This window comes from Psychrobacter sp. APC 3426 (genome assembly GCF_030408035.1).
Classification (GTDB): Bacteria; Pseudomonadota; Gammaproteobacteria; order Pseudomonadales; family Moraxellaceae; genus Psychrobacter.
On sequence record NZ_JASDCF010000007.1, the window covers coordinates 52,095 to 70,408 of the forward strand.

The 18,314-nt window shown below is 43.9% G+C and carries 12 protein-coding genes; 4 read left to right on the top strand and 8 right to left on the bottom strand.

The genetic code is table 11. The features are described 5' to 3' along the window. Window positions 1-8: 8 nt before the first annotated feature. Both putA and QL919_RS05920 read right to left on the bottom strand, forming a co-directional pair. Window positions 9-3,263, bottom strand: a complete 3,255-nt coding sequence (putA, locus tag QL919_RS05915; protein ID WP_290188644.1) for a bifunctional proline dehydrogenase/L-glutamate gamma-semialdehyde dehydrogenase PutA — start codon at window positions 3,261-3,263, stop codon at window positions 9-11. Window positions 3,264-3,990: 727 nt separating this feature from the next. Continuing rightward, window positions 3,991-5,286, bottom strand: coding sequence for an NCS2 family permease (locus tag QL919_RS05920; protein WP_290188645.1), 1,296 nt, complete (start codon window positions 5,284-5,286; stop codon window positions 3,991-3,993). Between the two features lie 564 nt (window positions 5,287-5,850). On the opposite strand from QL919_RS05920, the gene tolQ reads away from it, so the two are divergent. From tolQ to QL919_RS05940, 4 genes are all read left to right on the top strand, one after another. Continuing rightward, window positions 5,851-6,582, top strand: coding sequence for a protein TolQ (gene tolQ, locus QL919_RS05925; protein ID WP_290188646.1), 732 nt, complete (start codon window positions 5,851-5,853; stop codon window positions 6,580-6,582). A gap of 13 nt (window positions 6,583-6,595) precedes the next feature. Further along, window positions 6,596-7,054, top strand: coding sequence for a protein TolR (gene tolR / locus QL919_RS05930; RefSeq protein WP_290188647.1), 459 nt, complete (start codon window positions 6,596-6,598; stop codon window positions 7,052-7,054). Window positions 7,055-7,114: 60 nt separating this feature from the next. Continuing rightward, on the top strand, window positions 7,115-8,131 hold the full coding sequence (locus QL919_RS05935; RefSeq protein ID WP_290188648.1) for a cell envelope integrity protein TolA: 1,017 nt from the start codon (window positions 7,115-7,117) through the stop codon (window positions 8,129-8,131). 135 nt (window positions 8,132-8,266) lie between these two features. Continuing rightward, window positions 8,267-9,559 (top strand): translocation protein TolB, encoded by a 1,293-nt coding sequence (locus QL919_RS05940; protein ID WP_290188649.1) that lies wholly within the window; start codon window positions 8,267-8,269, stop codon window positions 9,557-9,559. Between the two features lie 301 nt (window positions 9,560-9,860). On the opposite strand, the gene QL919_RS05945 is transcribed toward QL919_RS05940, so the two are convergent. The 6 genes from QL919_RS05945 to QL919_RS05970 all read right to left on the bottom strand — a co-directional run bounded on the left by QL919_RS05945 (window position 9,861) and on the right by QL919_RS05970 (window position 17,866). Then, a complete protein-coding gene (locus QL919_RS05945; RefSeq protein ID WP_290188650.1) occupies window positions 9,861-10,523 on the bottom strand; it encodes a cytochrome c in 663 nt (220 codons plus the stop codon). Between the two features lie 43 nt (window positions 10,524-10,566). Then, window positions 10,567-12,168, bottom strand: coding sequence for a flavin monoamine oxidase family protein (locus QL919_RS05950; protein ID WP_290188651.1), 1,602 nt, complete (start codon window positions 12,166-12,168; stop codon window positions 10,567-10,569). Window positions 12,169-12,436: 268 nt separating this feature from the next. Then, window positions 12,437-13,876 carry a cytochrome c gene (locus tag QL919_RS05955; RefSeq protein ID WP_290188652.1) on the bottom strand — a complete coding sequence of 480 codons (1,440 nt, stop codon included), beginning with the start codon at window positions 13,874-13,876 and terminating at the stop codon, window positions 12,437-12,439. Between the two features lie 885 nt (window positions 13,877-14,761). Then, window positions 14,762-15,379 carry a flavodoxin family protein gene (locus tag QL919_RS05960; protein ID WP_290188653.1) on the bottom strand — a complete coding sequence of 206 codons (618 nt, stop codon included), beginning with the start codon at window positions 15,377-15,379 and terminating at the stop codon, window positions 14,762-14,764. 161 nt (window positions 15,380-15,540) lie between these two features. Beyond that, window positions 15,541-16,554, bottom strand: coding sequence for a polyphenol oxidase family protein (locus tag QL919_RS05965; protein ID WP_290188654.1), 1,014 nt, complete (start codon window positions 16,552-16,554; stop codon window positions 15,541-15,543). Between the two features lie 79 nt (window positions 16,555-16,633). Beyond that, window positions 16,634-17,866, bottom strand: coding sequence for an RluA family pseudouridine synthase (locus QL919_RS05970; protein WP_290188687.1), 1,233 nt, complete (start codon window positions 17,864-17,866; stop codon window positions 16,634-16,636). Window positions 17,867-18,314: the final 448 nt, after the last annotated feature.

An 18,314-nucleotide genomic window follows, 5' to 3' on the forward strand; every position in this document is an offset into this window, starting at 1 on the left:
GCTACTCCTTATGCGATTTCTGTTTGAGTGTGTGATGCAGTTGCATTGCTAGTATTTGTCTGAGTAGCATCAACTGACTCAGAGCTTAACTGCATCAGACGCGCGACATAGTGCGGACCACCTGCTTTTGGACCCGTACCAGACAGACCACAACCGCCAAATGGCTGAACGTTTACGACGGCACCAATTTGGTTTCGGTTGATGTAAGTGTTACCAACGAACGCACGACGTTCAATATGCTCAACGATGTTCTCAATACGGCTATGAATACCTAGCGTCAAACCAAAACCCGTACCGTTAATAGCATCAATCAGCTTATTTAAGTCACGAGCTTGATAGCGTAATACATGCAAAATTGGACCGAAATGCTCACCGCCTATCACATCGATGCTCTTGACTTCGATGGCGGTTGGTAGGACGAAGGTGGAATTATCTTGACTGACCACTGAGCTTGCGCTCATCGGTGTCTGGGCCAAAATAGTCGCTGTAGGCTCCGCACTCATACGCTCGATGTGCGCCTCAAGACCTTTTTTGGCGTCCGCATCAATTACTGGGCCCACATCTGTGGCAGCATATAACGGATTGCCAACAGAGAGCTCAGCCATATTACCTTGCAGTAACTCAATTAACTCATCAGCCACTTCTTCTTGGACACATAATATGCGACATGCCGAACAACGCTGACCTGCTGAGCCAAAGGCTGACAATACGGCATCCTTAACCACTTGCTCAGGTAGTGCGGTTGAGTCCACGATCATCGCGTTCTGACCACCCGTTTCAGCGATAAGTACAGGCAGCTCACCGCTGGCTTGCGTATGATCATTTAAGCTTTGGTTGATACGCTGCGCCGTTTGGGTTGACCCTGTGAATATCACGCCCGCGATATTATCAGCGGCTGTCAAGGCACCGCCTACATCGCCTGCACCCGTGACTAACTGCAATGCTTCTGCTGGCACACCTGCTTGGTACATCAATTGCGCACCAAAATGAGCAATTAAGCTGGTCTGCTCGGCCGGTTTAGCGACAACAGTATTGCCCGCTGCTAGTGCAGCCACAATTTGACCGGTATAGATTGCCAATGGAAAGTTCCAAGGGCTGATACAAACAAAGGTACCACGCGCTTTGTAAACCTGACGAGATTGCTTACCTGATAAATCAGTAAATTCGTGCACCACCTCGTCCAAACGCTCTGCTTCATCCGCATAGAAACGACAGAAATCGACGGCTTCTTTGATTTCATCGATACCGTCTTGCATCGTCTTGCCAGCTTCAACTTGGCATAACGCCATTAGCTCTGCGTAGTTCTCTTCATACAGGTCCGCTGTTTTGCGTAGGATAGCAGCACGTTTAGCCGCTGGTACTGCTTGCCACGCGCCTTGACCTGACACTGCTACATCTATTGCTTGAAGTGCGAGTTCAGCATTGGCATATTTCACGTCACCAGCGATAACGTCATGATTCCAAGGAGCACGTACTTTTTGAGACTCAAGCTCATGAATTTTACCGTCGGCTTCGTATTCATCAATCGCTTTGCCATTGATAATAGAAGTCGCTGACCACGTTTTATGTAAATGGCTATCGATGGCATCTTTAAACGGCAGCCATTGCGACTCTACAAAGATGTTTGGCCCAAAGCTAGCACGGCGGTCACCATAAATGTCTAATGGCAACGGAATATCAGGATTGTGCAGATTGCCATTGGCAAGCAATTTGTCGTACGGATGTACGGTCAGCTTATCAATGGGATAAGACTTGTCTAATAACTGATGGACAAACGAGCTATTGGCACCATTTTCGAGCAGACGACGTACCAAGTACGGTAGCAAGTCTTTATGAGCACCCACTGGCGCATAGATACGCACTGGAATTTTATAAGCTTGCAAGATATGGTCATAAAGGGCATCGCCCATACCATGCAAACGTTGGAACTCAAAGTCTCTATGCGCACTCATGGTCATAATAGACGCGAGTGTGTGCGCATTATGCGTCGCAAACTGCGGCCAAATTAGTCCACGCAGATGGTCTGACAATAAGAAGCGCGCACAGGCAAGGTAGGCTGTGTCCGTACCTTCTTTACGTGTCCAAACAGGATAGCCTGACAGACCTTTTTGTTGAGCCAGTTTGATCTCAGTATCCCAATAAGCGCCTTTTACCAAACGTACTGGAATACGATCGCCAACTTCAGTCGCCAGTCGTGCCAACCACGCTAAAATCGCAATCGCACGTTTTGAGTAGCCTTGAACGACCAGCCCTAGGCCATCCCAATCTGCTGTCAAATTATCACGATACAAAGACTCAAATAGCTTCAGAGAAATCTCAAGACGATCTGCTTCTTCGGCATCGATACTGATATCGACATTGACTTCACGTGCCGCTTCAATCAGCAATAAGCAACGCTGACGTAATAAACCCATCACTTGCGCTTCTTGCGTTGCCTCATAGCGTGGGTGCAATGCTGATAACTTGATAGAAACAGAAGGCTTTGGCATACCCTCTTTCACTTTAATACTGGCCGTGGCTTTAATGGCATGCAAGTAATCATTAAAGTATTTTTCGGCATCTTTATGAGTGATGGCAGCTTCACCCAACATATCAAATGAATAGGTATAGCCTTTATTGCGATATGGTTGGCTGTTTTTATTAGCGTCTTCGATGGTTTCGCCCAATACAAACTGATGACCCATGATACGCATGGCTTTTTGCATCGCACCACGAATGACAGGTTCGCCCATCTTCTTAGTCATGCGATCCAAAAACCCTGAGGCTGTGGTACTACTATCAATACTGACCACACGGCCCGTCATCATCATGCCCCAAGTAGAGGCATTGACCATAAAACCATTATCGTTCTTAATATGTTTTTTCCAGTCAGCCACACTCATCTTGTCATGAATCAAAGCATCAGCAGTATAATTGTCTGGAACACGAATCAAGGCTTCTGCCAAGCTCATCAGCAAAATACCTTCTTGGGTATCAAGGCTGTACTCAAGCAATAACGAGTCAACCATTTTGACCGCTTTGCCATCGTTACGGACATGCTCAACCAGCTGGCGAGTTTGCTCAGCAGCAGCGTCACGTTCTTCAGAACTTGGCTTAGCAAGTGGCAATAACTCTGACAACCAGCGATCTTCATCAACGCTATACAACGGCGAAACACGCGAAAGCAGCACATCTGATGACTGCGCTATATAATCCGGCGACAGCAAATCGACAGGATTGAATAAAATCGGTTCTTGCGGGGTAAACTGGTCTACTGGGTTCATAACAACTCCATAACTATCGTTTAAAAACCATAATAAATGGTGCTTTAGGAAGTCTGATCGTCCTGTCTAACTGCCTATGACTGCTATTAAATCAAACAGCGCTCATCAACGGATATTTACAGCAATAATCAAAAGACCAAATGGCGCCATCACAAAACGAGAAAATCCAGCATAGGCTGGAAGCGGTTAAGTAGGTCGTTCTAATGTTAAACGGGCTACGTTAACAATACAAAGGCAACAACGGAAAGTTAAGCGGCATTAGTGCCTTCTTCTTGTTAGTAGTGAAAGGAGTGGGATGATTAGATTTTGCGGCGGCAATTAAAATTAAGCTCATTGAAATACCATTATTAAAGCTATAAGAACTCGCTCTAATCACTGAAAATCTGTCATCTAAAATGACGCTAATTCACTGTAAGAAAAACCTCTACGGCGTTGATTGAGGTGATGCGCTTAACATGGCAATAGTATCATGAAAAAAACTTTCAAACTAACGATATACTCTATTTTAACAAATCAATATATTAATAAAAAACAATTAGTTATAAGCATCTCATTAACGATGACGCCCTAGTTATAACTAGCTGTTTACTATTGGCTATTAATTGTTTTTTAAATCAAATACTTGGCATATATACGGCTGATTTAATTGCTATTAAAGCTCAAAAAGAACCTCTTTATCTAGTAGATAGACAAAGAGGTTCTTTTGGTGAAGACAATATCTAATATTTTATAAGAAGACAATCTTAATCAATAAGATGGCTGTTAAAAGCCAAACGGCAATACTAATATCAGCAAACTTACCAGTTAGCGCTTTAATCGCGGTAAAGGTAATAAAGCCAAGCGCAATACCATCAGCGATTGAGTATGTCAGCGGTGTGAATAACAATACAACCACCACTGGTGCCGATTCTGTCAGATCGCTCCAGTGAATATCTTTGAGCGTGCCCATCATGAGTACAGCCACATAGAATATAGCGCCAGCGGTTGCATAAGCAGGAATCATACCTGCTAAAGGAGAAAAGAAAACACTCAATAAAAACATCACACCAACAGTCACTGCCATCAAACCCGTACGCCCGCCTGAGGCGATACCTGAGATACTCTCAATATAACTGGTCGTCGATGACGTACCCAACATAGCACCCGCTACTGTGGCCGTGGAATCTGCTAATAATGCCTTTCCCATATTGGGGATATTACCGTCTTTATCAGTCAATTTAGCCTGGCTTGTTGTTGCAATCAAAGTACCTGCAGTATCAAACAAATCAACGAATAAGAAAGCAAATATCACACTTATCATGGCCACATCAAACGCACCAGCAATATCCAGCTGCATCAGCGTAGGTGCAATCGAGGGCGGCGTTGACATAATACCGGTAAACTCTGTGTAGCCTGCTAATAAACTAATAAGTGCAACAAGCAAAATCCCGATGGTTACTGAACCTGGTACTCTTTTATAAGACAAGGCAACAATAACAATAAAACCTATCGCAGCCATCATAGGACCAAATGATGTCATATCACCAAGACCAACCAATGTCGCATCATGATTGACGATGATTCCTGCACTTTGTAAGGCAATAAATGCTAAGAATGCGCCAATACCAGCAACTACCCCATTTTTAAGAGATACGGGAATAGCATTGATAATGGCTTCACGTATTTTAAACAAACTTAATAATACAAAGATACAACCAGACAAAAACACTGCCCCTAGGGCTGTTTGCCAGGCATATCCCATGCCAAGCACCACACCATAAGTGAAAAAGGCATTTAAACCCATACCAGGTGCAAGTGCTACTGGCAAGCGAGCATAAATCCCCATGATAAAACAGCCTACCGCAGCAGCGATACAGGTGGCGACAAATACCGCACCTTTATCCATTCCAGCATCAGCAAGTACGTTAGGGTTGACAAAAATAATGTAAGCCATCGTTAAAAACGTGGTTACACCAGCTAAAATCTCTGTTTTGATCGTAGTGTTTTCACCATCGATTCCAAAATAGCGTTCAATTGCGTTCATAAGAGTCGCTTCCAAATAGCAGTACGTTAATTATCATTATCCACCTGCGTTGATAAGTGCCATTTTTTAAATAGCGACCATCAATGCGGCTTTTAAATCAAACATATAAAAATACATCCAAATTGCGACCATTAATGACGCTTCCGAATTGCGACTATAAATGATGCTTAAAGATTGGGATTGGAGATGATGTTTTTAATCCTTTAGCCACATATAACTTTGGCAAATGCGGAGCCACCATGAAAAGCGATAGCAACAAACAATTACATTCTAGTGAAATTGTCTTACAATTTCAATTAATGTCATCGTTTTTTAGATTAAAGGATACAAATTAGTTGACTAAATGGACAGCTTTATGAGCGCATTCATTATTACGGTTCTTTGACCACGATTAAATTGAGCACTTAACACTTTAATAAATGACCTTTTTATCATTTAGCAGTACACTAGGCGGTTGATAGCAGTTTGCTAAATTATTGTAATATCATATTAGTTCATAAAGGTCTTATCTGGTTTGTGTGTCATGCCCTACCAGCTATTATTAATCACTCATGAGTCAAATACATGCCTGAATCATTAAATATCATCGACCTTATCACCCAAGCCAGTCTGTTGGTACAGATTGTGATGGCGCTCTTGTTATTAGCGTCTTTGCTCAGTTGGGTGATTATCTTTCGTATGAGTGCACGGCTTGGTACTGCCAAAAACTTCGACCAACAGTTTGAGACATGGTTTTGGTCAGGTGAAGACTTAGCCAAACTCTATCAGGGTGTACAGGGCTCACCGGAACGCCAAGGGCTTGAACAGATTTTTTATGTTGGCTTTTCTGAATACCTGAGAATGCATAAAAAGCGCCAACCCAAAGATGACATCATCGATGGGGTTGAACGTAAGCTAAGAGTCGGTCTAGGACGTCAGCAGCAATTACTGGAGTCAGGACTGACCACACTAGCAAGTATTGGTTCGGTTGCCCCTTATATTGGTCTGTTCGGTACCGTTTGGGGCATCATGAACGCCTTTTTGGGTCTGTCGCAAACTGAGCAGGCTACCTTAGCCTCAGTGGCCCCTGGTATTGCAGAAGCGCTTATCGCAACTGCTATGGGTTTATTTGCAGCAATTCCTGCTGTACTGGCGTATAACCACTTTACCGCCAAGTCTAGCCGTCTGTATGATTCAAGGGCGCTATTTTGTGATGAGATGACAGGCATGCTGCAACGCGAGACCAGTGCAGAAAGCAATGCCAATAGAGACAGTAACGTTAATAGAGAAACGCCATCTACTGCCAGTCAGATATAAGGACGACGGAACCATGAAACAAAGTCCCTATCACCGTGAAAAAAAAGCACTGAATGCAGAGATGAATGTCGTTCCTTATATCGATGTGATGCTGGTGCTATTGGTGATATTTATGGTGACAGCGCCGATGCTCATCACTGGTGTCGATGTTGACTTACCAAAAGAGCAAACCAATACCATGAGCCAAAGCCAACTACCTGTCATCGTATCGTTGACCGATAGCGGCGAGATTTTCATCAGTTATGAGAATAATATTGACTTACCGATTAGTGAGCCTGAGCTGATCAACACTTTATCCAATCTACAATCGCAAAGTAGCAATGCAGGTGAGCCACCATTACAAGTCATGATTAATGCCGATCAAAACAATCAATATGGCTCTATCATGACGTTGATGGCAACTTTGCAACAAGCAGGTGTCGAAAAAGTTGGACTGCTCACTGGCGCTCCCTTACCAACGCCCGGACTGTAATCAACATTATTCTCCACTAAGCCTATACTAAAATAGTAGATAAACCGATGCACCACGTTCATGAGTATAAAAACCATGCATAATACTCCTGCCGTCTATGTCCCCACTCAACCTGAAGGTAACGGGCTAACCATGCCGACGCTACTCAGCTTGTTGGCGCATGGTCTTGTGCTTGGTATATTGGTTTATACCTATCAGCATACCGAAGTAGAAACTGCAGGCAGTATTGAGACCGTCATGGTATCCCCTGAGCAACTCGCTGAGATGCAAGGACAAATATTGGCCAATCGCGCCGCCGCCTCTGCGGCAATGCAAGACAATAGTAGCGCATCGAGCGCCATGCCTTCACAAACGTCTGATAGTCGTGCTAGTAGCCAAAGCACCAATCAGCCCAACTCGCAGCGCGTACCAGTATTTACTCGCTCTGACGATCCTGCTAGCCAACCTATGTTAATGAGCGAAGAGCAGCATCAGCGCTTACTTGAACAAAACCAAGAATACGAACGTCGAATGGCAGAGTGGGCAGCGCAGCTAGACGAGTCTGTTACAGAAGAGCATGACCACGTTGAACGAGAAAAAAGAGAGCAACTGATAGAAGAGCAAAAAAGGCTCGGAGAGTTCCGTCATAAACAGAACAATCCACCGAAGATTAAACGCCCGACTGCCAACGACCGTAATATAGAAATAGATACTGACAGCACAGGCAGTGCAGGCAAGACGTTTAGCCTGTCAGAAGGTCAGTCTACCCTATCTGGTGACACAGCAACCTCGAGTCCCTCCAAGGGTAACAGCCGTTCTGCGGCAGGTGGCAGCCGCGGTGCCAGTAACAGTGAAATCATCAACCTTATCAGACGTAACTATAGTCCGCCTACCGCTGCAAAAGGCTCAACTCAGCGTGCAACTTTAACCATTACAGTCAATACCAGTGGCAATATCGTTAATGTCTCTGCATCAGGGCCTGATAGTGCAGTTAATGAGGCGGCAAGACAAGCAGTATTAAACACTGGTAGTCTACCAATCGATGCTGACGACCCTAAATATCCAACCTTTACCATACAATTTAAAGGCAGTAATTAATCAGTTGCTCAGCGCCTAGAATGTTGATAACGTTACTTTAATCGGCTTGTGCGACACAAGAGATTGCCTTATTCTAATAGTCACACTACCCCTATAAAAATGATAATGATACTATTTCAGGAGCTCACCTCACTCATGCATATCCATAAAAAACTATTGGTCTCTTTACTTGCCAGCGCATCTACGTTGCTAGTTGCTCCTAGCGTGCTCGCCGCTCCTGTCGTGTTAGAACTGGATTATGAGATTCCAGTCCAGCAAAACCAAGTGGCATTTGTGCCTTTTGCAGGCGACTCTGTATTATCACCTATTATCCTAAATGATTTGAGCAAAACAGAGCTAAAAGTGACCAGTCAAAACTTACCGCAGCAGCCGCGCAGCAGTAGTGAGCTAGCAGGCACACTGCCTGTCTGGCAAAGCATGGGGATTCCTTACTTGGTAGTCGGTAGCACTCGTAGCAACCGCGGCAAAATCGTCACGGATTATGAGGTGATTGATATAAAATCTGGTCGGGTGCTTCAAGGTAAGCAAAGCTTAACGGCTGATAATAATAAAGAGAGCATGCGTTACGCCGCTCACGTCATAGCGGATAAAGTTTATGAGCTGATTACTGGTATTCCCGGTGACTTTTCAGGACGTATTGCCTATATCGAAGAAGTTGGCACAGGTAAACAAAAAGTCTCTCGTCTAAAAGTAATGGATGCTGATGGCGAAAATGCCAAGACCATTACTGAAGTGGCAGGATCTATCTTTTCACCAGCTTGGTCACCAGACGGCAATCGCATCGCTTATGCGGTACAACGTGATAAGTCTTATCCTGTTATTTATGTGCAAAATGTCAGTGGTGGTGGCGCCACTGCCTTGACACCATTTACGGGCAGCAACCTCAGTCCATCGTTCTCACCCGATGGTAGCAAGATACTTTTTTCTAGCAGTTTTGAAGGCAGTGCCCATATTTATGAGATAAGTGCTAGTGGCGGTCAACCTAAAAGATTGACCAATTGGCCAAGCAGTGAAGTCCAACCAAGCTATGCGCCTGATGGCAAATCTTTTGTTTTTGTTAGCGACCGTGCTGGGTTTAACAAACCTCAGATATACCGTTATGTGTTTGGTTCAGGAAGCACAACCAAAGTATCCAATAGCGGTTATGCAACCAGTCCGCAGTTCAGTAGCGATGGCTCACAAATTGCTTTTTTAAGTGGTCGCTCAGCAGCAATCATGAATAGCAATGGTGCAGTAACGGCTAACCTTGGCAATACAGGTATCGATGAGGCACCAAGCTTCTCTCCTAATGGTAAGCGTGTGGTGTACGCCTCTACGCAAGGCGGCAAAGGTGTCCTAACCATTAAATCGCTCAATGGTGGCGAATCCTTTGGTAAATCAGGACAAGGGATAATTCGCTCACCGGTTTGGTCAGCCAGTCCTAAATAATACCATTTCCAAAAATTAGAGTAACGCGGAAAACTTGCGCAAGTACTACACCTCGTAGGCTTAGCAAGTTTGACAAAGTTAATCGGACTTTTTGGGTTGGTATAACCTTTTAATCCTTCATCATTAAGAGTTAATCTTTCCTTATATTTATGACTCTTCTAAAAAAAAGAAAGTGCCTAATAGTTATTTATTAGGCACTTTCTTTTTTTGCTTAGAGATTCAGTGATGTTTGTCACAGTTATCCCTATTTTTAAGAATATGTGTTTAAGAGAAGGTGTTTAGTTAAACACATACCACGACTTTACTCGTCACTCGGATCACTAGCAGGTGGATTAGCATGTCTTAGTTGTGCGACATCCTGAGCCGTAACGGTATCGGTAAAACCGTTTAAGTCACTGACGACATATTGAGTCACTGCTGCCATCTGCTCATCGTTCATCATCCCATGAAATGATGGCATGCCTCTAAAGCCGTTAATCAAAATATCAATAATATAATACTTTGATTGCATCTTACTGTTATCGGCAAGCGGTGGATAGTACCCTGCGCCATAAGCACCCTCACCTTTGTGCATATGACAGGCTGCACAAGAGTCGTGATACAGCTTTTTACCATCCGTGGTCACAAACGCATTGCCTCCTTCAAACTTTGCATCCCATTCAGTGATACTTGGATCATTCTCCATACGAGGGAGTGAGCTGTCGTCAACGATGTTAATAGGTGGTGCTGCGAGCTCCTCTCGGCTCATATAGACGCCACCCCAAGCACCTGTATTGCGGCTGGCCTGATAATCATTGGTTGTCAGGGGGTCTTGCTCGTGCACGCTCGCCACCGTTTCTACATCATCCGACTGTTGACTACAGCCTAATAAAGCTGCACTGCTCATCACACTCAGCAACATCACCGTGAGCAGTTTGGGTGTCCTGTTTTTCATGGTTAGTTCTTTCATGATTGCATTGTCCATGATAGCCTCTGAATTTTTATATTTATCTATAGTAGCCACGTATTTAACCCAACATTTTTGCTTTTTGATGTAGGCGCTTTGCAGCATCCATACCAGATAAAATAGCACCTTCTTGCCATGCTGGAATGTGTGAGCAGTGCTCGCCCGTTAAGACGATACGGTTATCAATACTACACAAAGTATCGTAATGTTGGCGACGAGTCGATTCATTCCAAATGCCGTAACAGCCTAATGTCCAAGGAATGCGGTGCCAGACGACCGACGTACCCGCACGAAACTCCTTTGGATACTGTGGATGGACATACTTACCATAGGCTAGCGCGACATTGATACGCTCTTGCGGGGTCAAAGTATTAAATTTATAAGAAGTCGGCCCGTAGCCATAAGCGCCTAGTAATACGCCACTACCATCTTTGAACATATCTTCTGAAGGATAGGCAATCTGAGCAATGGGCATGTCGGTATAAGTCAGACCACCATAAATCCACTCATCTTCTTCCCAAAAGCGACGGTTAAACTCTAGACCAACTTTATAAGAGGTTTCATAAGGTATAGCAGCCATCGCTTCTTTCATTGGTTTTGAGACGTTAATGTCGATTTGAGTCAACACTGTCAGCGGAATATTACAGACACACCAATCAGCGCGAACCGTCTTGGTCGCACCATCAGGGCTATTGCTATCGACATAATCTACTGTCACGCCAGTCTCATCTTGGTGAATCTTTGTGACTTTGGCATTAAACTCAATCATGTCACGGCATTCACGGGTGAAAGCATCACCGATTTTGCCCATGCCGCCCACTGGCTGGAACATCGTTGGCTGATGGCCATAAGTCATATGATTGCCATAAATATCCGCCCACATGCCTGAGTCTAATATCTCACTGATAGGCAAAGGCTTCGATGGCTTCTCATCAGGCATTAAACCACCACCTGGGAAAACGCTATAGCCGCGATGCTTACTTGTCGCATTACTGGCACGGTAGCGATAGTCTTTATCGAGTACGCCCCAGCCTTTTAAACCTTCTAGTAGTTTCTCTTTATCCTCAGTATTAACTGAGCGGTCTAGACCACCGACGTTCACTGACTTTGACAGCAGTTCAGCCACATGACCTTGGATATCATTTTTTACATCACCTAAGCGCTGCGGCACTCCGTTGAAATGGGTAGTGCGATGCAGATAAGCGCGATCATTGGTTTGCACAAATGGTTGCATCTCAACACCAAACTGTTTGCAATAATGGAATACAGCATAGTGATGGCTTGGCAGACGCCATGGCCCACCATTAAAATAATTGCCTTCTTCAAAATCACAAGTGACCTCTTCGCCACCAAGCTCAGTGTATTTATCACCACTGTGTAGTGTCCAGCTACGACCACCACCACGATTTTGATACTCAAGCACCTTGACGTCATAGCCTGCTTTGCGTAACTCGTAAGCAGCAGTCAGACCACCAAGACCAGCGCCAAGGATAACAATACTGGCACCAGGAGGGGCACCCTTTAAGTCTATCGTTTCTTTAAAGCTAGACTCTGAAGCAAATCCTAGCGTAGTCATTGCTTGGTACATGGCAGTTGCACCTGCAGTTTTGCCAATCATCGAGAGCAGTTGGCGCCGCGTTGGTGATTGAAGCATGTCTTTCATAATAATGTCCTTAAAGGTAACGTTCGTACATGACGGTAGGCGATTATTATCTATAATCATTATTAAACATTTGGATTTATATTAAGCTTAGCAAAGGTGAAACCCTATGCTGCCAAGCTTTTCCTCTCTACCGTCCTACTTTCGATCCTCAACTTGTATTTAGTGTACAAAGCGCATTTATAAACGTATTTAGAGCTTCATTTAAAAATGCATTTATGAATGAGTTACTGCGCTATTCTTCATAGCTTCATCGATATTGCTATAAAGCCTAACGACGGCGTCTAGAACGTAAGATGGCTCGAATAATAAATATAATAACCACAATAGCGACGATAATACCTAATATCGCTAGCAAGCCAGCGTATTTAATCAAAAACGGCTTATCTACCCCAGTCGTCGCGATACGATCGACATCAGCAGCACTAACTTCACTACGTTCGAGTCCACCAAAGTTTACGCGCACGTAATTTGTAATCCCAGCAATCTGTTCACTGTTTAGCTCGTCTGAGAATCCTGGCATGATAGGCGACGTATTGGTTGCCCCTTCCACACCATGAAGAATCATATTAACTAAGGCGTCAGGCTTGTCACGACGTAGGCTACTTAGACCCACGATTGGGGCATAACGAGCATCAGGCTGACCATAACCATCAACACCATGGCAGCTACCACAAGCTGCTAGATATAGAGACTCTGGCGCATTGCTACCATTACTAACCGCTGTTTTCGCTTGGGCTAAATAGTCTTTTTGTGCTAGCAGGTCATGTGTGATGGATTCATTGATTGGCGTTGGTAAACGAGATACATCAACCGCTGACATTTTATCGTCGGTCTGGATAGCAGGTATGGCTTTGAGGTAAGACGCAATCGCACTCAAATCCTCATTTTTAAGATAACGCGTACTGTGAGCGACTGCCTCTCCCATTGGCCCACCAGCATAAGCGCGCTGTTCGAGCTCACCTGTTTTTAGATAGGTAACGATATCTTGCTCACTCCAACTGCCGATACCGCTCGACTCGTCCGGAGTGATGTTGGGTGCGTGCCAATGACCAAGCTGAGCGCCCGATAAGTACATTTTTTTATCAAAACCCATGGTACTGTTACGCGGCGTGTGACAGGTGCCGCAGTGTTCGAGATTATTAACCAGATACTCACCGCGTTGCTGTGCTGGGCTAAGTCCTTCACGGTTTTCAGTAGAAGGAACGTTCAAAAAGTTCCAACCAAGCATCAAGGCCCGTATATTGAATGGAAACGGCAAATCTGTTTTCTTTTCTGGTGCTTCGTCAACTACTGGCACTGTTTGTAAATAGGCAAATAGCGCACTGATGTCTTCATCCTTCATCCCACTATAAGAAGGGTAAGGCATAGCAGGATAAAGCATGTGACTTGGTGCACGACCTTTCTGCAGCGCGTTTTTTAAATCTTTTTCGGTATAATTACCAATACCATAACGTTTAGAAGGAGTGATATTGGTAGAGTATATACCCCCCATCGGGGTTTCAATGGCCGTCCCGCCAGCATAGTCTTCGCCGTGACACGCCATACAATCAGCAGCACGCGCAATATATGCACCGCGATTGACAAGCTCACTATTGGCTGGACTTACATTGGGTAGGCTGGCATTAGGAAGGTTAGCACCTTCAGCCATAACGGCGCTGGAGGTTATACCAATGGCTAGCATTGATAGCATCACAGAAAGTGGCTTCATAATATCCTCTTAATAGCTGGCACCTAAGGTGTTTTAATTATTTTTATCGCTTAATACACGATTATTGATATCAATCAGTAAATGGCTACCTTTAGCTCAAAACTCTTAATCGTCTTTTAAAAAAGCTCAAACAGGCAGATAGTTACTAAATAATGTCTACTAACCCCTCTAATGTAAATGTATTTTGCTGATATTGCTTGAATAGTAACTTATTCGCCCCATTTTTTTACAAAAACTCAATAATTTTATTTATTATGACTGATATCCAATTATTCATTTCATGTTTTTATATTATTAGAATTAATAGATAGATAACTCCTTTAAAAACAACATCTAATAAATAAATCTATTTTTTCTTTTGTATATTTAGCAATATTATCTTTATAAAAGGACTGAAAATTGGCTAAATGCACTATTATTATGGATTTTAAATGTACATAATAGATACAGTACATGAACGAATACTTAAGACAGATTTAGCTTAGCTTCTTAAATTATTACACCTAAAACACATGTAACGTTTTATTCTGCTTATATTTCAATATTAAAAATACTATTAAATCGCTCTGCTTCTGAGACCAAATTATGAAATATTTCGCTACCACCTATTTGTTGACCACAACAGTATTTCTGACAGGGTGCCAATCTTTTCAATTTGTCGAAAGCCCTATTCCAGTCAACCCTGCTACAACACAAATTTTATGCTCAACTGCTTGCTAAGGGATTCCCAAAGTTCATTCGATAGATATCTACATAGGTTAAAGCAGATATAAACACAATAGACACAAAAAAAGCAGACACTCAACGAGGTCTGCTTTTTTATGTTATAACTTTTATCCGAGTAGTGTTTATCACGCCACTGTTTGCCACTTATTTACGGTTTATTTACGGTCTGCTATCTGCTGGCTGATGTTTGATAATGGTTTTAGCCAAATGGTTACCGAACCAAACAGCCGTATCGATATCGCCTTTACCTGGCGTCTCTTCAGGTGGCGCATCTAGCGATTGGGTCATTAAGCCCAAGTAACTTGCCAAGCGATTCAAATCGGTCGCTTCGTGTCCAGTTGGCATCAAGGGCAATCCGATCCAGTTCATGCCGTGCTGCATCGCATATAACGAGATTTGCTGTAATACTGCCAATTTATCACCGCTCAAACCACCTGAGTTGGCAAACGCTGCTGCCCACTTCCCTTCCCATTTTCGGTGATACCAACGCTTTGATGTCTCATCCATAAAGGTTTTAAATCCTGCTGTTACGCTACCCATATAGACCGCACTACCAAATACCAGCAAATCTGCTTGATCCAAAAACTCCCAATCGACCTCATGGACATCGATTGCTCTTGCCTGCGCCTCTGGCAATTGTTGGCGCGCGCCTTGCACTATTGCTTCTGCGACGCGTTTAGTATGACCATAATTGCTGTGAAAAATAACAGCCATCGATACGTTAGGCACGTTTTGTTTGGGTTTAGATGATGACGACGATTCGGTAGATGTATTCATACAAGCTCTAATAATGACAATAAATAGTTGCGGCAAATAATATAAGTAAAATGATAAGCACATTAATCAGTGGCGATGAATTGCTTTCCATCAAGAAGCTCAGTAATTTTTTAACTCACAAGCCCTATAACTCAGGGGCTCTCCAACTCAAAAGTAGCCTATTACTCGATAGTCACGCCACGTGCGATAACCAATGCCATACGCCCTGTGGCTGGCTGCTGCAAATGAGTCTGACGCCGATACGAGTAATAATGCCTATCCGCATAGCTACAGCTTATCGGTAATGCCTTGTCTAACATAACGCCAGCGGTGCTCAATTGGTCAGCGGCAAGCTTCGGTAAGTTCAGCTTAATCTTATCAGTATATATAGTAGTGCCATTCGCTGCCTCAGCAGCAGTATCGAGTGAGCTCTGACTGTTAGCTGAGTCTTCAAGAGCATCGGTCACGATGTTTTTAGGAGGCGTTTTGGACTTTGTAACATACAATCGATCAAAGTCACTCGTGCTGCCTGTGACTTGAGCTGACAGTGATTGATTGTCTCTGCAGCCTGCCAGCAGCTTGTCTCGAACCTGACTACCCACTTCGTAATTCTCTTGACTGATGCACACCCCTATCCACGCTTTAATTGGTGCAGACTTGGCGAAGCGTTTGACAGTCTCTGGGATAATGCCACATGCCAGACCTTGCCAGCCAGCATGAATGGCTGCAATTTGACCCGTTGCTGGTTGGTATAGCACTATAGGCACACAGTCGGCTGTCATAATGGCCAGCCCTAGTCCTTGTCGCTGACTAATCATTGCATCAGCGGCTAGCGGCTCCATACCAAGCTGTGTATCGTCGATATCATGAATTTGCTTGCCGTGAATTTGATTGACCCAATGCAAGCGCTTAATCAATAGAGGTTGTTTTTGCTCTGACAACAAATGGCTTGTTGGTTCATTGATAGCGGTCAACAAGCGCATACGATTGTTAAGCACCTTCGTCGCATCATCATTCACATGTAAGCCTAAGTTTAGCTCACCATAATCTGCCTTGTTGCTCTGATTACATTGCTGATTCACTCTTAACGCTTTTGTAATAGTGTCAGAACCAATATCATCGTTAAAAAATGCAGCCGTCTGAAAAACAGCCACATCATCAATTTGTGCAAGCAATGTCACCGGGATGTTAGTCATAGCTGAGTCATCATCTCAATCGTTTGGCTTAAGTTTTTATCTATTAACGGATATTTAAAAGTTGCAATAGGCTGTTGTCCTACTCCTCGTCATAGCCATCACTCAATACAGCCATTAGCTGTTGCATATCCTCAGGGATTGGTGTGGTGACTTCGATGTCCTCGCCAGTGACTGGATGGACAAAACCCAAGGTATAAGCGTGCAGTGCTTGGCGCGGGAAACTGTTAATCGCTTGACGCTGTGCTTCTGTCAGACCTGCTCGTAGCTGGCGACGACCACCGTAGACGCGGTCACCGACTATCGGATAGGTAATATGGCTTAGATGTACACGAATCTGATGCGTACGCCCAGTTTCTAGACCAACATCCAACAGACAGTAGTTATCATTAAGAGCCGTAACGTTTAATAAGTGGGTAACAGCCTCACGTCCTGCTGTCATTACTGTCATCTTAGTGCGTTGATTGCGATGGCGACCGATAGGGGCATCAATGCGACGATGGCGCAATAAACTGGCTGCATCGCCTGCTACAACACATTGATAGTGGCGATAGACAGACTTGTCTTTTAGTTGTTCCATCAAGGCCATTTGCGCAGGTTTGGTTTTACCGATTAATAATAGTCCCGAGGTATCCTTATCAATCCGATGCACCAGACCTGCACGTGGCAAATGATGCTGCTGCGGATAATGGTATAACAGAGCATTGACCAAAGTGCCCGACTGATTGCCAGCACCCGGATGGACAACCATACCGACTGGCTTATTAATCACCAGTACTTCATCATCTTCATAAACAACATCAATATCGATGTTTTCAGGCTGATCTTCGCTATGCTGCTGCAGCGTTGTTGATAGATGCAAAACGTCATCAGCTTTCACTCTAACTTTGGGTTTTTGCACGCTGCCGTTGTAGAGCAAGCTACCATCGCTGATCCACCCTTGTATCTGTACGCGTGAAAAGTCTTTAAACGCCAGTGAGGCCACTTTATCAATACGCAAACCCGACTCGTCTTCTGTGACAGTGTGGGTCATATCGATATTCATTGGCATTGCTTGACCAGCGATTGACGTTTCATCATCGTCGCTGTCATCCATATCGGTTACATCACCATCATCCACATAACTGCTATCGTCATACGATTCGTCATCTAACATGCCACTCTCTAAAACGGCATTGTCATGCATTGGTTCATCAAGCGCTGGTTGGTTATCATCAGTTGGCTCATTATTATTTACAACATTATTCGGCATCATTGGCTCTTGCGCTGATGAATCAGTATCTTGTGATTGATTCGGTGTTGAGTTGGTAGTCATAGCATCAGTATTCATAACAGATTTACACATGGAAAAGTCCCTGATACAGCAGCATACAGCGCTACCTTAAGGTGACTTTAAAAGAAAACAATAAATAAAATACAGTACCACTCGCTGATTAGTGACTGACTATAAAACCATCGTGGTCAAAAAATGCGAAGGCAATACTGCTATAGTGTACCATGCTGAGCGCTTAAGCCCTATAAAAGTGCTCCGTTATCTGTCAGTTTTTTGATGGTCATCAAATGCACTAGGCATCATCAATCAACTCTCTGAAATATGACATTGCTGTAATTTACTGTATATTTAACCCTGCAAACGAGATTCGATATCGCTCGTCATGACCGTGCATGATAAACTGCCAAACGAAAACGAACATGACTTTAAGTCTGACCATAGCAACTAGAATGCATAGCAAATTATCATAAGATGACAGATAATAGCGCTG

Excerpts from the sequence above, each read along its gene's own strand:
- putA (WP_290188644.1), bottom strand. The coding sequence starts at position 3,263 with ATGAACCCAGTAGACCAGTTTACCCCGCAAGAACCGATTTTATTCAAT.
- QL919_RS05920 (WP_290188645.1), bottom strand. The coding sequence starts at position 5,286 with ATGAACGCAATTGAACGCTATTTTGGAATCGATGGTGAAAACACTACG.
- tolQ (WP_290188646.1), top strand. The coding sequence starts at position 5,851 with ATGCCTGAATCATTAAATATCATCGACCTTATCACCCAAGCCAGTCTG.
- tolR (WP_290188647.1), top strand. The coding sequence starts at position 6,596 with ATGAAACAAAGTCCCTATCACCGTGAAAAAAAAGCACTGAATGCAGAG.
- QL919_RS05935 (WP_290188648.1), top strand. The coding sequence starts at position 7,115 with ATGAGTATAAAAACCATGCATAATACTCCTGCCGTCTATGTCCCCACT.
- QL919_RS05940 (WP_290188649.1), top strand. The coding sequence starts at position 8,267 with ATGCATATCCATAAAAAACTATTGGTCTCTTTACTTGCCAGCGCATCT.
- QL919_RS05945 (WP_290188650.1), bottom strand. The coding sequence starts at position 10,523 with ATGGACAATGCAATCATGAAAGAACTAACCATGAAAAACAGGACACCC.
- QL919_RS05950 (WP_290188651.1), bottom strand. The coding sequence starts at position 12,168 with ATGAAAGACATGCTTCAATCACCAACGCGGCGCCAACTGCTCTCGATG.
- QL919_RS05955 (WP_290188652.1), bottom strand. The coding sequence starts at position 13,876 with ATGAAGCCACTTTCTGTGATGCTATCAATGCTAGCCATTGGTATAACC.
- QL919_RS05960 (WP_290188653.1), bottom strand. The coding sequence starts at position 15,379 with ATGAATACATCTACCGAATCGTCGTCATCATCTAAACCCAAACAAAAC.
- QL919_RS05965 (WP_290188654.1), bottom strand. The coding sequence starts at position 16,554 with ATGACTAACATCCCGGTGACATTGCTTGCACAAATTGATGATGTGGCT.
- QL919_RS05970 (WP_290188687.1), bottom strand. The coding sequence starts at position 17,866 with ATGACTACCAACTCAACACCGAATCAATCACAAGATACTGATTCATCA.